The organism is Methanoculleus marisnigri JR1 (assembly GCF_000015825.1).
In the GTDB taxonomy this organism is placed as follows: Archaea; Halobacteriota; Methanomicrobia; order Methanomicrobiales; family Methanoculleaceae; genus Methanoculleus; species Methanoculleus marisnigri.
This window is the reverse complement of sequence record NC_009051.1, coordinates 428931-445839: the sequence shown is the minus strand read 5'-3', so window position 1 is coordinate 445839 and position 16909 is coordinate 428931. Positions and strand designations below refer to the sequence as shown.

The 16909-nt window shown below is 62.4% G+C and carries 15 protein-coding genes; 5 read left to right on the top strand and 10 right to left on the bottom strand.

The genetic code is table 11. The features are described 5' to 3' along the window. Positions 1-400: 400 nt before the first annotated feature. On the bottom strand, positions 401-1084 hold the full coding sequence (locus MEMAR_RS02215) for a helix-turn-helix domain-containing protein (protein ID WP_245526636.1): 684 nt from the start codon (positions 1082-1084) through the stop codon (positions 401-403). A 228-nt stretch (positions 1085-1312) separates the two neighbouring features. On the opposite strand from MEMAR_RS02215, the gene MEMAR_RS02210 reads away from it, so the two are divergent. The 3 genes from MEMAR_RS02210 (at position 1313) to MEMAR_RS02200 (ending at position 5263) form a co-directional block, all read left to right on the top strand. Further along, positions 1313-1732, top strand: a complete 420-nt coding sequence (locus MEMAR_RS02210) for a hypothetical protein (protein ID WP_245526635.1) — start codon at positions 1313-1315, stop codon at positions 1730-1732. Continuing rightward, positions 1729-3987 carry an efflux RND transporter permease subunit gene (locus tag MEMAR_RS02205; RefSeq protein WP_011843299.1) on the top strand — a complete coding sequence of 753 codons (2259 nt, stop codon included), beginning with the start codon at positions 1729-1731 and terminating at the stop codon, positions 3985-3987. Before MEMAR_RS02210 ends, MEMAR_RS02205 begins: the two co-directional genes overlap by 4 nt. A gap of 586 nt (positions 3988-4573) precedes the next feature. Then, complete coding sequence (locus MEMAR_RS02200; protein ID WP_011843298.1) at positions 4574-5263, top strand: mechanosensitive ion channel family protein; 690 nt, start codon at positions 4574-4576, stop codon at positions 5261-5263. A 16-nt stretch (positions 5264-5279) separates the two neighbouring features. On the opposite strand, the gene MEMAR_RS02195 is transcribed toward MEMAR_RS02200, so the two are convergent. The 4 genes from MEMAR_RS02195 to MEMAR_RS12905 form a co-directional block, all read right to left on the bottom strand. After that, complete coding sequence (locus MEMAR_RS02195) at positions 5280-6071, bottom strand: 4Fe-4S binding protein (protein WP_011843297.1); 792 nt, start codon at positions 6069-6071, stop codon at positions 5280-5282. Positions 6072-6402: 331 nt separating this feature from the next. Continuing rightward, positions 6403-7350 (bottom strand): serine O-acetyltransferase, encoded by a 948-nt coding sequence (gene cysE, locus MEMAR_RS02190; RefSeq protein ID WP_011843296.1) that lies wholly within the window; start codon positions 7348-7350, stop codon positions 6403-6405. A 14-nt stretch (positions 7351-7364) separates the two neighbouring features. Then, a complete protein-coding gene (gene cysK, locus MEMAR_RS02185) occupies positions 7365-8291 on the bottom strand; it encodes a cysteine synthase A (RefSeq protein WP_011843295.1) in 927 nt (308 codons plus the stop codon). A 110-nt stretch (positions 8292-8401) separates the two neighbouring features. Further along, positions 8402-8971 (bottom strand): hypothetical protein, encoded by a 570-nt coding sequence (locus tag MEMAR_RS12905; RefSeq protein WP_187147933.1) that lies wholly within the window; start codon positions 8969-8971, stop codon positions 8402-8404. Positions 8972-9082: 111 nt separating this feature from the next. Here MEMAR_RS12905 and MEMAR_RS02175 point away from each other — a divergent pair, with 111 nt between their 5' ends. Next, entirely contained in the window at positions 9083-9403 is a 321-nt protein-coding gene (locus MEMAR_RS02175) for a hypothetical protein (RefSeq protein WP_048063720.1), read from the top strand. Here the strand turns inward: MEMAR_RS02175 and MEMAR_RS02170 are convergent. The 4 genes from MEMAR_RS02170 to MEMAR_RS02155 form a co-directional block, all read right to left on the bottom strand. Then, positions 9345-10172, bottom strand: coding sequence for a lipase family alpha/beta hydrolase (locus MEMAR_RS02170; protein ID WP_011843293.1), 828 nt, complete (start codon positions 10170-10172; stop codon positions 9345-9347). The genes MEMAR_RS02175 and MEMAR_RS02170 overlap by 59 nt on opposite strands. Positions 10173-10259: 87 nt before the next feature. Further along, the gene (locus MEMAR_RS02165; protein ID WP_048063719.1) at positions 10260-13394 is read right to left on the bottom strand and encodes a DEAD/DEAH box helicase; all 3135 of its coding nucleotides are present in this window, start codon (positions 13392-13394) and stop codon (positions 10260-10262) included. A 126-nt stretch (positions 13395-13520) separates the two neighbouring features. Then, positions 13521-13862 (bottom strand): hypothetical protein, encoded by a 342-nt coding sequence (locus MEMAR_RS02160; RefSeq protein WP_011843291.1) that lies wholly within the window; start codon positions 13860-13862, stop codon positions 13521-13523. Positions 13863-13998: 136 nt separating this feature from the next. Continuing rightward, positions 13999-15204, bottom strand: coding sequence for a deoxyguanosinetriphosphate triphosphohydrolase family protein (locus MEMAR_RS02155; protein WP_011843290.1), 1206 nt, complete (start codon positions 15202-15204; stop codon positions 13999-14001). Between the two features lie 198 nt (positions 15205-15402). Between MEMAR_RS02155 and MEMAR_RS02150 the strand changes: the two genes are divergently transcribed. Further along, positions 15403-16068: a dihydrofolate reductase family protein gene (locus tag MEMAR_RS02150; RefSeq protein WP_011843289.1), complete on the top strand. Its 666-nt coding sequence runs from the start codon at positions 15403-15405 to the stop codon at positions 16066-16068. Positions 16069-16247: 179 nt separating this feature from the next. On the opposite strand, the gene MEMAR_RS02145 is transcribed toward MEMAR_RS02150, so the two are convergent. Then, positions 16248-16694 carry a CGGC domain-containing protein gene (locus MEMAR_RS02145; protein WP_011843288.1) on the bottom strand — a complete coding sequence of 149 codons (447 nt, stop codon included), beginning with the start codon at positions 16692-16694 and terminating at the stop codon, positions 16248-16250. Between the last annotated feature and the right edge of the window lie 215 nt (positions 16695-16909).

The following is a 16909-nucleotide window of genomic DNA, read 5'->3' as shown; positions in this document are numbered from 1 at the left end:
GCAACACACTTATGGTTTGCGGGAGAGACGGATAGATCAGCGAGAGAGAACCCGTCTCCTCGCAAGAACGTCCCCATAGCAGCCGCCCGCAGAGGCATACACCCCGAACCGACCCCCACGCAGAATGGGTCGGATCGCCAGGCCGGGAATACCCACCATCGAAGAAGGCTGTCCTGGTGAGGACGAATTAGAGCAGCACGCAAGAGCGATACCACCTGAACCAACAGATACCCCGGATAGGAATGTCCTCAAAAGACCGAGATAGGTCATCAACATGCCCTGGAACGTATCCGGCGGCGACGGCGGCTGGCCCGGGGTGTGGCTGACCCGCCGCTCGAACCGCTACCTCTCCCGGGGACACTTCTATTCTACGGTATGCCGGGACAGGCGGCACCTGCCGTCAGTAGCCGGCAAGGAGCGTGGCAATGAGCCGTGCCTCCGCCTTTCGCAGGTGCTCTATCGCGGTGGCTTTGCTGATGCCCACCTTCTCCGCCAGCTGCTGGCTGTTGATCTTACGAGGGTACTCGTAGTAGCCATACTGTTTTGCCGCGATCAGCAGGTCCCTCTGCCGGGGAGTGAGCCGTGAGAGGGGATTGTTCCCGGAAAAGGTTGCTTCCTCGAAGATGACGTTCTGGATCTCGCCGTAGGTGGACATGAGAAGGAGAACTTTGTTCAGGTTCTCGGCGTCGCCGATGCAGGTGTAGACATACAGGTCGCGGGACTTGTACATGGGCAACGTCCAGATAATATCCAGGTCGAACTCGCGCATCTTCTCCAGCAGGAACTCGTCCTGGATGACACATCGCAGAAAGCAGGTATACGTCCGGCCGTCGGCCTTGAGCACCTCAAGAGAACCGAGAACTTCCGGGAGCTCAAGGTCGTTCGCGGTGTATCCCGCTTTCATCGTGATCTCGGCAATCACCGTCTCCTCCCCCCGCTCAAAGTTCATCTTGAGCAACTCGACGAGCCTGACAGATTCGACCCTATCCATGAAGTGCTGCACCGCCTGGTTGAGAACCTCTGCGTCGGCGGGCATGCCCATCAACGGATCCTTCAGGCAGACCTCGAGGATCATCTTGCGCATACACCGTGTGGGGCGCCGCACCCTATAATCCCCGTACATATACGGGAGAACCTTGAATCCCCGGGTATTCCAGAGTACTGTATGGGAAGCACACGTGAACCGGCTGCAGGGAATCACACCGGGGAAGCGGAATCCGATATAGGTCCCCGCCCGGGTTGCAGCAGGTTCATATCCTGTCCCTTGAAAATACTACCCTCATCAGATGAGCCACTTATAACGAGGACAGACGTGAACTGCGCAACCACCTGCAACATCGGGTCTCGCCGGGGTTCCGAAGAAACCCGGTGCCGGAGACCGGCCCACCGCAAAGCACTCTACAAAGAACTTTTCTTTGAAGAGACCGGCCAGATCTGGATCGAAGCCGGATTCCTCCCCCCGGCAGACTACCGGCGAGCCGTGGCCCTGCTCCACCGTCTCGCCATGGACGAAGAGCCTACAGCGTCCCTGCTCTCGTCCGTTCTCACGATAACGGCTAAATCCGGGAAGGAAGGCCGCGGCTACCGGATCCTCGACCCCGTAAAACTCCGGCGCACAGCAGAGGAGTACGGGATCGAGCCCGGCAACAGCAGCGACGGCGAGATTGCTCGCGCGGTGACCATGGCGATCATCGGTGAGTACGGGGAAAAGACACAGGAGGCGCGCAGATGAAGAACCCCTACGAGTGGCTCGCTGCCGCCATCAACAACCATACCTGGACCGTCGCCGGGGTCGCCGCGGCTATCTTCATTGTGGCTTGCTTCGGGCTCTCGATGGTCTCGATGGAGACCAGCGACGACGCCTACCTCGACAAGAGCACGCCCCGCGGCGCGCTCCTGAACCACTACGCCGAGACCTACGGCTCCGACGCGATCATGCTCATCTACGAGACGGACAGCGTCCGGAGTCCCGAGATCCTCAGGTATATCGACCATCTCCAGGAAGACCTCAGGAACGAGCGCTACGTCGACGAGGTCTCCGGCGTCGTCGACCTCCTGAAACAGGCGAACGGCGGCACCCTGCCGTCGTCCACAGCGGAGATCGACGCTATCATCGGACAGGCTCCGCCGGAGATGGTGGAGAGGATGCTGCCCTCGGATCTGATGACGATCAGCGTCATCGCCCTCGAGCCCGGCGTCACCATGGAGGCGCAGCAGCAGGTTGTCGGGAACATCAAATCCATCATCGCCATATCGGAGCCCCCGCCGGGGCTCACGGTCACGGTATCCGGCAACCCCGCGTTCTCGCTGGAGATGGGCGAGGCGATGGGATCCGAGACAGGCATGCTGATCCTGGTGGCCATGGTCCTGATGGTCCTCGCGGTGACGCTCCTCTTCTCCCACGTCCGCTACCGCCTGCTCCCGGTCGGGATCGTGGCCGTCGGGCTGATCATGACCTTCGGGTTCATGGGCCTCTTCGGCATTCCCATCAGCATGGTGGTGGTCGGAGCGTTCCCGGTGCTGATCGGGATCGGAATCGATTACGCGATCCAGCTCCACGCCCGGTTCGACGAGGAGATCCGGCACGGCACGATCCCGGAGGCCGTATGGGCCACCGTCACGCAGATGGGGCCGTCGATCCTGATCGCGATGTCGGCGACGGCGCTCGGGTTCATCGCGATGTTCTTTGCCCCGGTGCCGATGGTGGCCGACTTCGGGATGGTCTGCACCATCGGAGTCGTCTCCTGCTATGTCGCGGCGCTCATCATCGTCCCGGTCTTTGCAATCGTCACCCGCTACCGGCCGATGAAGGAGGCCGCAGCCGCCGGAACCGAACCGGCGGGCGGGGAATCCATCATCGAGCGGTATGACCGCCTCCTCGGCAGGCTCGCCTACACCGTCGCGAAATACCCGATTCCCGTCATCCTGATCTTTGCGACGGTCGCGGCAGGGGGCTTTTACCTCGACCAGAGCGTGCCCGTCAGTGCGGACGAGAAGACCTTCGTCCCCGGCGATATGCCCGCCCTTCTCTCCCTCGAGAAACTTACCCGGGTCATGGGCTCGACGAGCACCATCCCGGTCGTCGTGCTCGCAGACGACGTCCTCTCCCCGGAGACGCTTGCCTGGATAGATCAGTTCGGGGTCTACGAGCAGGAGCATAACGACAAGATCACGGGCGTCACGAGTGTCGCGACCCTGATCCGGGAGCATAACGGCGGCGTGCTCCCCTCGACCGAAAGGGAGGTCAACAATATTATTGCCCGGATCCCGGAGGAGACCCTCTCCCGTTACCTCAACGGGAACCTGGAGGCGGTGCTCGAGTTCTCGACGGTCGACATGGAGATGAGTGCCGCCCGCGACCTCGTCGGGAGGATACAGGACGACGTTGCGTGGAACAACCCGCCGGCCGGGGTGACGGTGAAGATCACCGGCCAGATGGAGATGTTTGCCGCCGTCATGGACGATATCAGCGAGTCCAGGGTGTATATGACCGTGCTCGGGTTTGCCTTCATCCTCGGGTTCCTGATCCTCGTCTACCGGAAGTTCGGCGCCGTCTCGCCGGTCATCCCGATCGTCTTCATCGTGGGCTGGAACGGCGCGATCATGTATCTCCTCGGTCTCGACTACACGCCGCTGACCGCCGTCCTCGGGTCGATGACGATCGGCGTCGCGTCCGAGTACACCATCCTGATCATGGAGCGGTGCGAGGAGGAACTCAGCCGGGGCACGGAGTTCCTCGACGCCGTCCAGACCGCCGTCCAGAAGATCGGGACGGCTATCACGGTCTCCGGGCTGACGACGGTCTTCGGGTTCTCGGCGCTCACCTTCTCGACGTTCAACATCATCAGCAACTTCGGGATCGTGACGGTCATATCGGTAGGGTTCTCGCTCGTGGGCGCAATCGTCGTCATGCCGGCGATCCTCGCGCTGATGTACCGCCTCAGCGGCCGTTCCCGGGCCATAGCGGCGGCCGGGGTGACGGAGTAACCCTCTATACGCCCCCTTTTTTTGAGAAGTTCCTGTCCGGTTCACTTGACGGTGCTCCAGCTCCGTTCCGTTGGAACGTCGCACCCTGCGGCCCGTCGCAGTCCGCACCTAGCGGTGCTCACGCTCCTGCCCCGAAAACGCTTCGCGTTTTCTCATGCTCCTGCCGTTCCGGCAGTCGCACCCTGCGGCCCGTCGCAGTCCGCACCTAGCGGTGCTCACGCTCCTGCCCCGAAAACGCTTCGCGTTTTCTCATGCTCCTGCCGTTCCGGCAGTCGCACCCTGCGGCCCGTCGCAGTCCGCACCTAGCGGTGCTCACGCTCCTGCCCCGAAAACGCTTCGCGTTTTCTCATGCTCCTGCCGTTCCGGCAGTCGCACCCTGCGGCCCGTCGCAGTCCGCACCTAGCGGTGCTCACGCTCCTGCCCCGAAAACGCTTCGCGTTTTCTCATGCTCCTGCCGTTCCGGCAGTCGCACCTCGCACCTATCGGGTGCTCGAGCTCCCCTGCAGCGGTCTTCCCGCGCCCCCCGGGCGGCCGGGGCATCAAGATTTATATAGTACCTCCCATATCCTTCCCCCGGTGATATACCGTGACAAATGGAGACCTCTCGGCTCAGGTGTTTGAGCCGGTTCAAGAACTGGCCCGTAACGTCATCCTATTTCTGCCAAACCTCATTGCAGCGATCGTCATCCTGATCATCGGCTGGATCCTCGGGCGTATCCTCGGGAAGGTCGTTTCCGAAGTCCTCGACCGGGTCGGCGTCGACGACGCGCTCCGGAAGACATCGGTCGGCCAGCAGATCGAACGTTCCACGATGAACATAAGCCACCTCTTCGACCTCATCGTCCGCTGGTTCATCTACCTCATCGCAATCCTCACGGCGGTCAGCGTCCTGCAAATCCCTGCCCTGACGGCAGCGGTTGCGGCCATCGTGGCTTACATCCCGAACGTCGTCGCGTTCCTCGTCATCCTGATCGCCGGGTTCATCCTGATCGACTGGCTGATCGACTTCCTCCAGAACATGGGGGAGACACAGCAGATCCAGGGCTTCGGATTGATCGCGATGCTGCTACGGGCGTTCCTCTACTTCGTCGTCGCCATCCTCGCACTCCAGCAGCTCCTGCTCGACCTCTCGATCATCTACGTCTTCGTCGTCCCGATCGCCTGGGGAGTCGGGATCGGCATCGGTGCGGCAATCGCCATCATCATCGGGCTCGGCATGCGCGACCGGGCGCCGGAGATGATGGACCAGTTGATGGGTAAAATGAGAAAAGAATAATCCTTTTTTGGCGGGCTTACAACCCGCCGTATCTCTGCACATGCTCCCTGGCCCGGCGGTAGCGTGGATCCCGGTCAGCGGCGGGAGCGTCCCGGCCGTAGTGCCGCCGGTCCTCTCCAACCGGGCAGACTTTTATGCAGATCCCGCAGGGCGAGATGTGGCGCCGGGCGAGTTCGGCGCTGTTCTCCGCGCAGGCCGCCTTGTCGGTGAGACCCTCGGGGTAATCCCGCTCGTCCAGCGCGGCCGCGGGGCAGGCGTGGACGCAGAGCATGCACCGGGTGCAGAGGTTCTCCGCGAGCAGCGGATCGGGCGGGAGGTTCGCAGCGGTGATGACCGAGCCGAACCTGACCCGGGGGCCGTACTCCGGCGTGAGGAGCGTGTTGTTCACCCCGAACGTCCCGAGCCCCGCGAGGAGGGCGGCGTGACGGTGCGAGAAGAAGGCGACGGGGTTTTCCCGGAGCACCTCGATGCTCCCGTAGCCGTCCCGGGGAACGAAGACCGAGGGGTAACCCTCGTCATTGAGGAAGGAGGCGAGCCGGTAGGTGTACTGGTCGAGCAGGGTGTTGACGGTCTTATAGAGTTCGTGGTAGTAGATGGAGGGAGAGGTCTCGAGCACCGGGAGGTGAACCGGGAGGCCGATGACGACCACCGATCGGCCCTCGGGAAAGATCGACTGCGGGTAGAACTCCTCGGGCATCCAGGGCTGGAACGGGGGTTTCTCCCACCGCTCCGTCCCCGCGACCCCGACGAGCGGGATCTCCATCTTCCGGCACCGCTCGAGGACGGCTGCCTTCAGGTCGTCGTTCATGGTTACCGGATCTCTTGCGTGCGGCAGGAAAAAAGGTTCACCCCTGAAACGGCACGGTCCTGACACCCGAAGGCCGGAGCATTGCCGAAGTCATCAAGTACCGGCACGAGCCGCTCCGGGCCTTGAAAGCTTTTGCAGGGCAAAGCTGGCGCAGGCGCCGGTGCACCGGGATCATTGCGGTCGGGGAACCCCGCGGCCTCAGGCGGGGCCGGTTGACGGATCACGAGCCTCCGTGACGACTCCGGGCAGGCCGGCGGTCAGGGGCCGTTCTCTCCAGTGGGGCCATAGCGGTCCCGGACCTCTCCCCGGCAGGGGTATCCGGATTTCAGGATCACCTGAGAACATCCCTCTGGCCAAAGAACCTGTCCCAGTCCCATGGCTCGTCGAACACCCGGATCTCGACGTCCCGGACGCCGCTCACGTCGAGCACCCGGCGCCGGACCCGGTCGGTAAGGTAGTCGACGAGCGGACAGGTGGCGGTGGTCAGGACCATCTCCACGAGCACCGAGGAGTCCTGAACGGTGATCCCCTTGATCAGGCCGAGGTCGACGACGTCGATCCCGACCTCCGGATCGATCACCTCTTTAAGCGCCGACCGGATACTCTCCTCGAGCGCGATCTCCTCCTGCCGTTTACCGCCGACCAGGCCCGACCGCTCCATCGCCCGGAGCCGCTCCTCGATCCGGTTCTGTCTATCGAGCATGCGGCTGACCACCCGGAGCATCGGGTCGGGGAGGTCACCGCGGTCGAGTCTCTCCTGGCCCTTCCGGCACTTCGGGCCGGCGAGCCTGCCCGGAACCCCCACGACCGTCGCACCGGCGGGGACGGGGTGGACGACGACCGAACCCGCCCCGATCTTCGCTCCGCGTCCGACGGTGATGGGGCCGAGGACGCTCGCCCCCGACCCGATGACGACGCCGTCCTCGATGGTCGGGTGCCGTTTCGTCTGCTCGAGTGCGGTGCCGCCGAGCACCACGCCCATGTAGATCAGGACGTCATCGCCGACCTCCGCCGTCTCGCCGATCACGACGCCCGAACCGTGGTCGATGAAGACGCGGCGGCCGATCTTCGCACCGGGGTGGATCTCGATCCCGGTCAGCGCCCGGGCGATATGAGAGACCAGACGGGCCGGGAAGTAGAGCCGACGGCGATAGAAGGCATGCGCTATCCGGTGCGCCCAGATCGCGTGGAGGCCGGGGTAGCAGCAGATCACCTCAATCGCCGACCGGGCCGCCGGGTCTTTGTCAAAGGCCGTCCGGATATCCTCCCTGATCCCCAACCTTGCACCTCTGTTCAGTCGAAGAGGCCGGTGGAGAGGTAACGCTCGCCGGTATCCGGGAGGACCACGACGATCAGTTTCCCCTCGAACTCCGGCCGGCGTGCGACCTCGCAGGCAGCGTGTGTCGCCGCACCGGAGGATATCCCGGCGAGGATGCCCTCCTCGCGGGCAAGCCTGCGTGTCATGGCGAACGCCTCCTCCGATGTGACCCGGACGACCTCGTCGACCAGATCCGCCCGGTAGATCCGCGGCACGAACCCGGCCCCGATCCCCTGGATCCGGTGCGGGCCGGGATTCCCCCCGGAGAGGACCGGGGACTCGGCAGGCTCGACCGCCACCGCCCGAAACGACGGCCTCCGGGGTTTCAGCGTCCCGGCTATCCCCGTGATCGTCCCCCCGGTCCCGACACCCGCGACCAGGACGTCCACCTCCCCGTCGGTGTCCCACCAGATCTCTTCGGCGGTCGTCCGCTGGTGTATGGCGGGGTTGGACGGGTTCTCAAACTGCTGGGGGACGAAATAGGCGTCCGGCTCTTCGGCCGCGATCTCTGCCGCCCGGCGGATCGCCCCGGCCATCCCCCCGGCGCCCGGGGTCAGGACCAGTTCGGCCCCGAGGGCCCGGAGCACCTTCTGGCGCTCGACGCTCATCGTCTCGGGCATCACAAGCCTGAGGCGGTAGCCGCGGGCGGCGCAGACGAACGCGAGGCCGATCCCGGTGTTCCCGCTGGTAGGCTCGACGATCACCGTCCCTTCCCGGACTTTGCCTTCCCGCTCTGCGGCCTCGATCATCGCCACGCCGATCCGGTCTTTTACACTCCCCATCGGGTTGAACGACTCGAGCTTGACCACGACAGTTGCCGGAATACCCTCTGTGATCCGGTTCAGCCTGACGAGCGGGGTGCTCCCGATCGTCAAGGACAGATCACGATAGATTCGCCCCACAGGATCAGATCCCTCTCTGCGCCGCGGGTCGACCTCACCCGGGCGCTCTGCCTTCATCGGCACACCGGCGATAAAATCCTTCCCCCCAACTCGTGGGGGCAGGCCATGGCTCAGAACGCCAGGCGGACGAGCCCCATCGTCGCCGCCATGACCACGACGATCGCGATCGCCCACCCGGCGAGCATGCAGAGGAGAGAGACCGCCCGCGGGTACTGGAAGACCCACGCGACGACGGGGGTTCCGTAGAGGGCAATCCCGGGGATCCAGATGACCGGGATCAGCATCAGGGCGCCGTAGCGCTTCAGGTAATCGATACTCCCCGTCTTTGCATCGATCTTCGATAAAAGTCCCTGGATCATCCGGGAACGCCCGGCAAAGAGGTCGCAGATCTCGAGGATGCCGACCAGGACGGCAGCGGCTACCGACGTCAGGAAGACCAGGACGGCCGCCGGGTGCATCCCGAGCGAGAGGCCGACGACGGCCGCGGCCGCCTGGAGGAGGAGGGTCGATCCGATAAGGGCCAGGACCGCCGCGGGGGAAACACCGAAGGCGGAGCCGAGGAGGAGCGGAACAGCCAGGAGGAAGAGGAGCACGAACGCAACGGCTCGTGCAACCCGGAACCGGCAGGTGTCCGGGGAGAGAGACCGCCCGCATGCCTCGATAGCGGCAACCCTGACCATATCGTATCCTCTGTAGTCCTCCGGGTAGATGAACCTGCGCATCCACCCGGCGGGAGGGGGGCGGTGTAAAAAAGCCAGGTTTTTATCCCAAAGAGATCTACACCCACGCATATGAGCGAGACTGAAGGTCGCTTTGAACAGGGGCGGTGGGTCGTCGATCCCGCCCCCGCACCGGAGGAGGAACCGGCACCGGAGGCTGAGCCGGCACCGGACGCCCCTACCGTCGAGGAGCGTGTGCAGGGGGCATCGGAGTCGGTCCGGAAGGCGGTCAACGACGTGGTGAACGCAGGCCAGCACCTCTTCGGAACGCCCGAGGGGCACGAGCATATCCAGCAGGCGGCACGGAAGACCGGCGAGGATCTCGAACGGGCGATCAGCGCCTGGGCGGATTCCGCACGCCGGGCCCTGAAGAGACAGCAAGGTAATCCCTGACGCGGGCGACGACCTCGGGGTTTCTCGGCAGCATGGTGTGGCAGTAGAACTCCGGGTGCCGGGTAAGGTTCGCGGGATCCGCAGGGAGGACGTCCACCTGTGCACCCGGGAGGTGCGAGTCGGAGTGGGGAACGATCCCGTCGCCGGCATACGTCGTCCGCCACCCGCCGTCCGGGCCGAACTCCCAGGTTCTGCCCCCGAAGGCCGGGAAGAACGCCGGGTTCGCGGTGAGGTTCACACCGAGGGCGATCCGGTAGGCGATGTCGTCGCGGGTTCCGGCACGGCGGAGCGCCGCCACGGTCCTGCTCCGGGGGCGGAACTCCTGGACGATGGTGTCCTCCCGGGGGTCGTAGTCTTCCGGCACGAATACGCCGATAAGCCGCCGGATCACCTCCGGGCCGTGTTCGGGGTCGTTGAAGAGTTCGGCCATGGCCGAACCGTTGTTCGGGGGGCCGATCCCGACGAGCTGCCGGACGTCCTCCTCCTGTGCATCGCCGTCGAGGACTTCGAGGAGGTAGCGGGCGATGCACGTCCCCATCGAGTGGCAGACGATGTCGACCGGGCCGCCGTACCCGGTCTCCTTCCTTTTTGCGTGGATGTAGTCCCGGAGAGCGAGGGCGATCGTCTCCGTCCCGGCGCCCTGCATCGCGGTGTGATCGAAGTTCCAGAAGGGCACCGCGGCGTCCGAGAGCGCGGGAGCAAGGCGGTTCCAGATGCCGGGGTGGCTCCGCCAGCCGTGGACCAGGACGGCCGGGCACCGGTGGTTCATCGGGATGCTACCACGTCTCCTCCGGGCAAGCAGGGGTTCATTCATTCATGATCCGACGCCGGCCGCGATGTAGGTTTCGGCGGGCCGTTATCCAACCACCATCTTATTCGCTTTCAGGAAGAAGCCCGGCGGCATCGGGTCATCGAGTTCCCAGGTAATGCTCATCGGCCGGCTCCCCTCGTGGGAGACGTACCGGGCGGTGCCGAGGAAGAGATACGGTTGCGTGACGCCGTCGACCCTGTTGTACTCGCGGACGAAGAGAAGGACCCTGCTCCCCCGCCGTTCATGCTCGATATAGCGCCGGCCGGTTGGTGAAGATGCCGAAGTGGTGCTCTGGGACTGCCAGTGGAAGAGGTCCTCGTTGACCGCGTAGTCCTTGTACATCGTTGTGGGCGAGTAGTGCTCCTCGGTCTTATTCAGGGTGACCAGGAACACGTCGGCCTTCTTATCCTCCAGGTACACAACCCCCTCCCGGCTGCCCCCCGCCGGTTTCCGGGTCAGGGTATAGTGGCCGAGTGCTGCAAAAGCCTGGGCCCGGGTGTACGTAGAGTGGAGTTCGAGGGCGTTCTCGAAACCAAGATCGACAGGTTTTGGGAGGAACTCGATATGTGCCCCGTTATACTCAAGGAGGTCGCAGATCTCACGCCGGATCTCATCATATGCGAAGAGATCGGAGAAGATCTCTTCAATACCCATATTCTCGTCACGAAGAAATCCATCGTTGAGCGAGTAGTAGAAGAGCGCCAGCATGTTCTTCTCGCGGTCCGAGAGGGCCGCCGGCGAGTGATGGCGAGGGTCGGAGAGCACGGCCCTGATGAAGCGGATTGCTTCCGGGGAATTCAGTGTCGCCAGCCTGAGTGCAGCCGCCCTGGGGAAGAGGCGTTCATCCTCGTAAACTTCAGGGTATACGCTCGCCTCTGCAGCCAACGAACAGAACGTGCCCCTCCGGTAAATATCAAGAGGCTGCAGGCTGTAACGCTGGAGGAATTTCTTGAAAGTGAGAGGTTCGCCGGTCTCATCTTCAAACGAACGGATCTTGCGGATGAGCGTGGCCCGATTCGTTATGTTTGCCCTGATGTTTGCAAGAACCCTCTCCCGGGCCTTCTCCTCGAAGTGGATATAACAGCCCTTCGGAAGCGAATAAGAGTCACGAGAGACCTGTTCTACCAGGGTTTTCCCGCCAGGAGAGAGAAGCGCTGCAATCCTCTCACCGAACGGGAAGTTTTTGTTGTGATTGCCAACAAAGTCAAGGACCGTCAGGCACTCTTTCCCGTCCGAGAGGCGGAGCCCTCGTCCAAATTGTTGGATAAAAACTGTGAGGCTCTCGGTGGGACGGAGGAAGAGGATGGTGTTCACCTCGGGGATATCAACGCCTTCGTTGTAGAGGTCGACGACGAAGATGAAGTGGATCTTCCGATCGACCAGCCGCTTCTGGATGGTGGAACGTTCTTCCCGTGAACTTCCGGCGTGAAGACAGGCCGCAGGGACACCCGCCGCCCGGAACGCTGCAGCCATGTATTCAGCGTGCTCAACAGAGACGCAGAACCCGAGCCCGATGATCTCGTGGAGATCGGTCGTGTAGTCCTGCACAGCCCTGATGATCAGGTCTGCCCGCTGCTGGTTCCCGGTGTAGAGCCTGGAGATCTCAGCGGGATCATAGGTTCCTCGCTTCCAGGGCACGGTATCGAGGTCGACGACATCGGTGACACCGAAGTAATGAAATGGGGCGAGCAGTTTTCGGTTGATTGCCTCAGGAAGCCGGATCTCAGCAGAGATCTTTTCGTTGAAATACTCGAGGATGTCAAGATTGTCCGTGCGTTCCGGTGTTGCGGTGAGTCCGAGGAGGACTCCCGGGGTGTAGTAAGAGAGCAGCCTCTGGTACGAGGGCGCAGCGGCGTGATGGAACTCGTCGACGATGACCATGTCGTAATAGTCCGGAGGCGTGATCTCCGGGAGGTTTCTGCTGTTCAGACTCTGGATTGAGGTGAAGAGATGCTCGATCTGCGCAGGTTCGCTCCCTCCGACGAGGAGATCCCCGAAGTTCTGGTCTTTGAGAACCCCCCGGAAGACCTGGATGCTCTGTTTCAGGATCTCCTCACGGTGAGCAACGAAGAGCAGACGGGGATATTCCCCCGGCCTCTGAAAGAGGCTTTTGTAATCAAACGCAGATATAACTGTCTTCCCCGTCCCGGTGGCGGCGACTATGAGATTCTTGTAGTTGTTGTGCAGTTCCCGCTCCGCCTTCAGCCGCTCGAGGATCTCTTTCTGGTAATAGTAGGGCCTGATATCGAAGATCGGGCGGAGATCAATCTCGCTCCGCCTCTCCTTTGAGAGGGCACGCTGCAACCGCTCCCGGCTCTCCGGCGTGTATTCGATGAACTCCGGGTCTTTCCAGTAGGTCTCAAACGTCTTCTCGATCCTCTGGATGATATCATATGAGTCCTGCTCGGTGACCTTCACATTCCACTCAAGGCCGCTCGTTATCGCGGGGTTCGAGAGGTTAGATGACCCGATATAGGATGTGGAGAAGCCGTTGTTCCTGTGGAATGTGTAGGTCTTCGCGTGAAGCCGGGTTCTGTCGGTATCGTAGGATATCCGGACAGTGGTGTTCCGAAGGGCTGCAAGGGCCTCGACCGCCTTGATATCGGTTGCCCCGGTGTACGAGGTCGTGATCACCCGAAGATTGCCATGCCTGACAAATTCTTTTAAATCGTCGAGAATCAGGCGGAGCCCGCTCCACTTGATGAACGATACGAGGAGGTCGACACGATCGGCGGTCCGGATCTCCTTCCTGAGTTCATCCACGAGCCCGGGCTCTCCGGGAGACCCGGTGAAGAGGCTACTCTGCGCGATAGAAGTCTCGGGGCGGGTGGGTGCAGTAATATTAAGCGCAGAGAGGGGATTGCGCTCCACAAGGGCGAGCAAGACCTCTGCTTCGGGCGTGATCTTACACTGTTCAAGAGTCTTATCCCGTAGTTCGGTACCGAGGTGTTCGATGAGGCGGTTGCAGATCAGAATCTGCTCTTCAAGCGAGGCTCCTGCCTCATCGGCAGACTGGAGGGCCGTTCTGAGGATCTTCGCGAGATATCGCGAGAGGACTGTCTGGGGATCGAAACGCGCAAGAGGGTCTTTAAAGACTCTCCCTTCTTTTTCCGGACCGGAGAGTTTCGATGCAAGGTATTCGCTGATGACCTGCTCGTAGATCCCCGGGGACGGTTCCATACATCCCATTTGGGGGAGGGGTAAAAAAATGACTCTGTTATGTTTCGGCCTCATCGTATCGGGTCGGAGAGGGGGCCTGAACCCCCGCAATCAGGGCTGGAAGCCCGATCCAGAAACGCCCTCCGTCTAACTCACCTCAACACTGTACCGGTACGTCCTGCCGAGGTCCCCGTCCAGCGTGAGGCTGACCTTCTTTGTCTCCCCTGAGGTGATGGAGACCACCGTCGAGACCTCGTCACGGACAAAACCCTTCTCCTCGTCGATCAGTTTCATCGTCACGGTGACGTCGCCGTCGCCCCCGTCGTTCTGTATCACCGCGTTCACGTTATATCCGAGCCCTTTGGATAGGCTGATATCCGTGACCATGGAGTCCTCCACGACCCTGGGGCTCGGGCCGCCAAGCCCCATGCAACCGGCTGTCAGGACGAGCGCCGCAGCCAGACCGAGAATAAGGATTCGCTTATTCATGGTATGCGTTGCTCAGCGCGATATAAAAATACGTAGGAACCATCGGGTTATATCCACGGGTTCTAAACAGAATTTTCGGGCAAATACAGCGATAATGGGCAGATGAAACCCCACTTCAACCGCCGGCCACGGGGGTTCACCACCCCCGGTACCTCGACCGGACTCTTTCGGGGAGGATGCTCCGCTGGAAGGCCCATTCGAAGTAGCGATCGGTCATCCCGGCGATGAAATCCCTCGCGAGTTCCTCCGGCGCTGCGGTGGCGATGTACCGCGGAGATGCCCACGGTGCGTTGATGAGATCCTCATAGACCGGTGAAGCCTCGCGCTCTTCTGCGATATCCTCGAGGGTGCGGTCGAAGAGGTACCGGAACATGAACCGGATCTTCTTCTGGTTCGCGAGGAGCCTTGGGTTATCGTAGATGTGCTGCATGTTGAACTCTTTGAAGGCCGCGACGCACGCCGACGCTTCGGCGGAGAAGGCGATGCAGTCGGCATCGTAACTCCCGGCGATGATGTCGCGGATCAGGACGTCGAGCACTCTTCGGTTAACTTCCGAGAAATCTTCCTTCTTTCGCCCGGCGATACCGAAGAAGTTCATGCAGTTCTCCGGGAAGTCATCGAGATCCCGTTCATCGATGACTTCGACCTCGAGGGCGTCCGCAAGGTCGCGACCGAGGTAGGAGACGCTGTCGGCGCACCGGACGACGCATCCCTCGGTGGTGAGCGGGAGGGCGTCGGCACCGGCCTCGATCCGCGCCAGTTTCTCCGCAAACGAGTCCCAGCGGGCCTCGCCCTCGACCGTGAGGCTCTGGGCGTGGACTTCGCCGTTGTGGCAGAGGATCCCGTCCAGCACCTGCAGCGTGAGGTCGCAGTCCTCGACGACGTCGAGGAACCGGACGCTCTGGACGTTGTGCCGGAACCCCCCGAGCCCGTGCTCGGTGCAGAGCTCGTCGAGGAACTTCTCGCCGAGGTGGCCGTAGGGCACGTGGCCGATGTCGTGGCCGAGGGCGATCGCCTCGATCAGGTCCTCGTTCAGGCAAAGAGCTCTTCCGATCGTCCGTGCAATCTTCGAGACGAGCTGGACGTGAAGGACGCGGTGGGTGATGTGGTCGTTCTCGACCAGGTAGAAGGCCTGGGTCTTGTCGATGTAGCGCGAGTAGGCCTTCGAGTGGACGATCCGGTCGGCGTCCCGGAAGAACGGCGGCCGGATGACCGGGTCCTCGGGTTTGCAGCCGGACCGCCTGAGGTAATCGGCGTTCCGGGTCGCCCGGCGCGAGAGGAGCGATTCGCGATCGGCCATGCTCCGTTCCATGCGGTCAAAGATACTCTGCGGGATCTCCATCGGGCGCCCTCCGGCAAGGAGTTCTCGGCCGGGAGAGGGATAGGGTTTTCTCTTCCGGTCAGGGCAGGGCCGCCGGAGAACCGGTCAGGGCATGGCCGACGGAACCCGGTCAGGCCAGGGCCGACGGAGAACCGGGCAGGCCAGGGCCGACGGGAAGGATTCGTGTGGGCTATATCCCGAGCAGACGTATCTCCCCGCATGTATCCTGAAGTCATCATCCACAACACCGTGAGCCTCGACCACGCGGTACGGGGCTTCGAGATCGATCTCGGGCTGCACTACGGCGCGCTCCTGGCCCTCGAACCGGGGGCGGTGCTCGCGGGTTCGGCCACCGCAAGGTCCGGGATCGAACTCTTCACGGACGTCAACGAGACTGAAACGGAGGCGGACCGGCACCGGCCCGAAGTCCGGCCGGACGATCCGCGCCCCGTCTGCGTCATCGTCGACAGCAAGGGCATACTAAAAGATCTGCTCCACTTCTACCGGAACATGGAGCACACGAAAGACGTCATTGTCCTCGTCTCGGAGGCGACGCCGGAAGACTACCTCGACTACCTCCGCGAGCGGGAGTACCCGTTCATCCGGCGCGGCAAGGACCGGGTTGACCTCAAGGGCGCCATACGGGAACTCGGGGAGCGGTTCGGGATCTCGCGGGTGGTCTCCGATACCGGCCCGGACTTGAACGACGTCCTGATCCGGGAGGGGATCGCGGATACGATCAGCCTGATCGTCCATCCGGTCGTCGTCGGCGAGGGGGAGAAGAAACTCTTCGGCCGGGCCGGGGGGCGGACGGCGCTCGAACTCCGGAAGGCCGTACCGCTGGAGCAGGGGACGGTGCACCTCGTCTACGCGGTGAAGAAATGAGAGGATAGTTCAGAGAGACCGAATACCCCTCTTCTCTGCGCACCAGGTCTTTCCGTCCGGTAACAATCCCGGCTCCGGCCCGCGAACCAACCATGTCATACGGAACGTACCTGAATGAGCCCGTGCGGGCACGGGAAAAGACTACCGTGGCCTCTACCGATGCACCACCGAGCCGGGGTTTAATCGTAGGATAACCGGGTTTTTTCATCGGTGAGGGTGGGGGCGATCAGGTCTTTCCAGAGTGCCGAGTCCCAGGAGCCGAGATTCGTGTGCGTGGTGAAGTACTTCTCCGGGATAGGGTGGGTCCCCACGACCACGTCCATGTCGTATTTTTCCCTGATGAACCGGGAAAAGTACGAGATCCGCGGACAGGGGGGATACCCGACAACCATGCCGGTGGCGAGGTGCACGACCTCGGCACCGTTGTTCTTCATCTCCTGCGGGACGTACTCGATGTTCCCGCCGGGACAGCCGTTGCAGGTTGCAAACCCGACAAGCTCAACGTCTTTTCCTTTGTAGCGCTCAAAAGCGCCTTCGCGGTCGCGCAGTGCCCGCAGGCACTTGCCCCCGGCACAGGTCCGGTAGCGGTCGCAGATGATGATTCCCAGTCTGATCGGATCTCCCATGGGTATCTCTCCGGGATGCAGGATATTCAGATAGCAACTCTGTGTTCATGAGAGAAATATGCTGTGAAGAGTGTCTGTATGGTGCGGGTGGTGCGATTGTCGTATCAATGGGCAAACGTATACCGGTAACGTTGGGATAAAGCAATGGACACGCCCCTTTGAACCGCTCACGTGCATCTTCATGCAGTGCGCTGCCCGTCAATCCCCGCGAGGAC

Coding starts and splice junctions, on each gene's coding strand:
- MEMAR_RS02170 (WP_011843293.1), bottom strand. CDS start 10,172: ATGAACCACCGGTGCCCGGCCGTCCTGGTCCACGGCTGGCGGAGCCAC.
- MEMAR_RS02195 (WP_011843297.1), bottom strand. CDS start 6,071: ATGAACGACGACCTGAAGGCAGCCGTCCTCGAGCGGTGCCGGAAGATG.
- MEMAR_RS02165 (WP_048063719.1), bottom strand. CDS start 13,394: ATGGAACCGTCCCCGGGGATCTACGAGCAGGTCATCAGCGAATACCTT.
- MEMAR_RS02205 (WP_011843299.1), top strand. CDS start 1,729: ATGAAGAACCCCTACGAGTGGCTCGCTGCCGCCATCAACAACCATACC.
- MEMAR_RS12905 (WP_187147933.1), bottom strand. CDS start 8,971: ATGGTCAGGGTTGCCGCTATCGAGGCATGCGGGCGGTCTCTCTCCCCG.
- MEMAR_RS02150 (WP_011843289.1), top strand. CDS start 15,403: ATGTATCCTGAAGTCATCATCCACAACACCGTGAGCCTCGACCACGCG.
- MEMAR_RS02160 (WP_011843291.1), bottom strand. CDS start 13,862: ATGAATAAGCGAATCCTTATTCTCGGTCTGGCTGCGGCGCTCGTCCTG.
- MEMAR_RS02145 (WP_011843288.1), bottom strand. CDS start 16,694: ATGGGAGATCCGATCAGACTGGGAATCATCATCTGCGACCGCTACCGG.
- MEMAR_RS02155 (WP_011843290.1), bottom strand. CDS start 15,204: ATGGAGATCCCGCAGAGTATCTTTGACCGCATGGAACGGAGCATGGCC.
- MEMAR_RS02215 (WP_245526636.1), bottom strand. CDS start 1,084: ATGCGCAAGATGATCCTCGAGGTCTGCCTGAAGGATCCGTTGATGGGC.
- MEMAR_RS02175 (WP_048063720.1), top strand. CDS start 9,083: ATGAGCGAGACTGAAGGTCGCTTTGAACAGGGGCGGTGGGTCGTCGAT.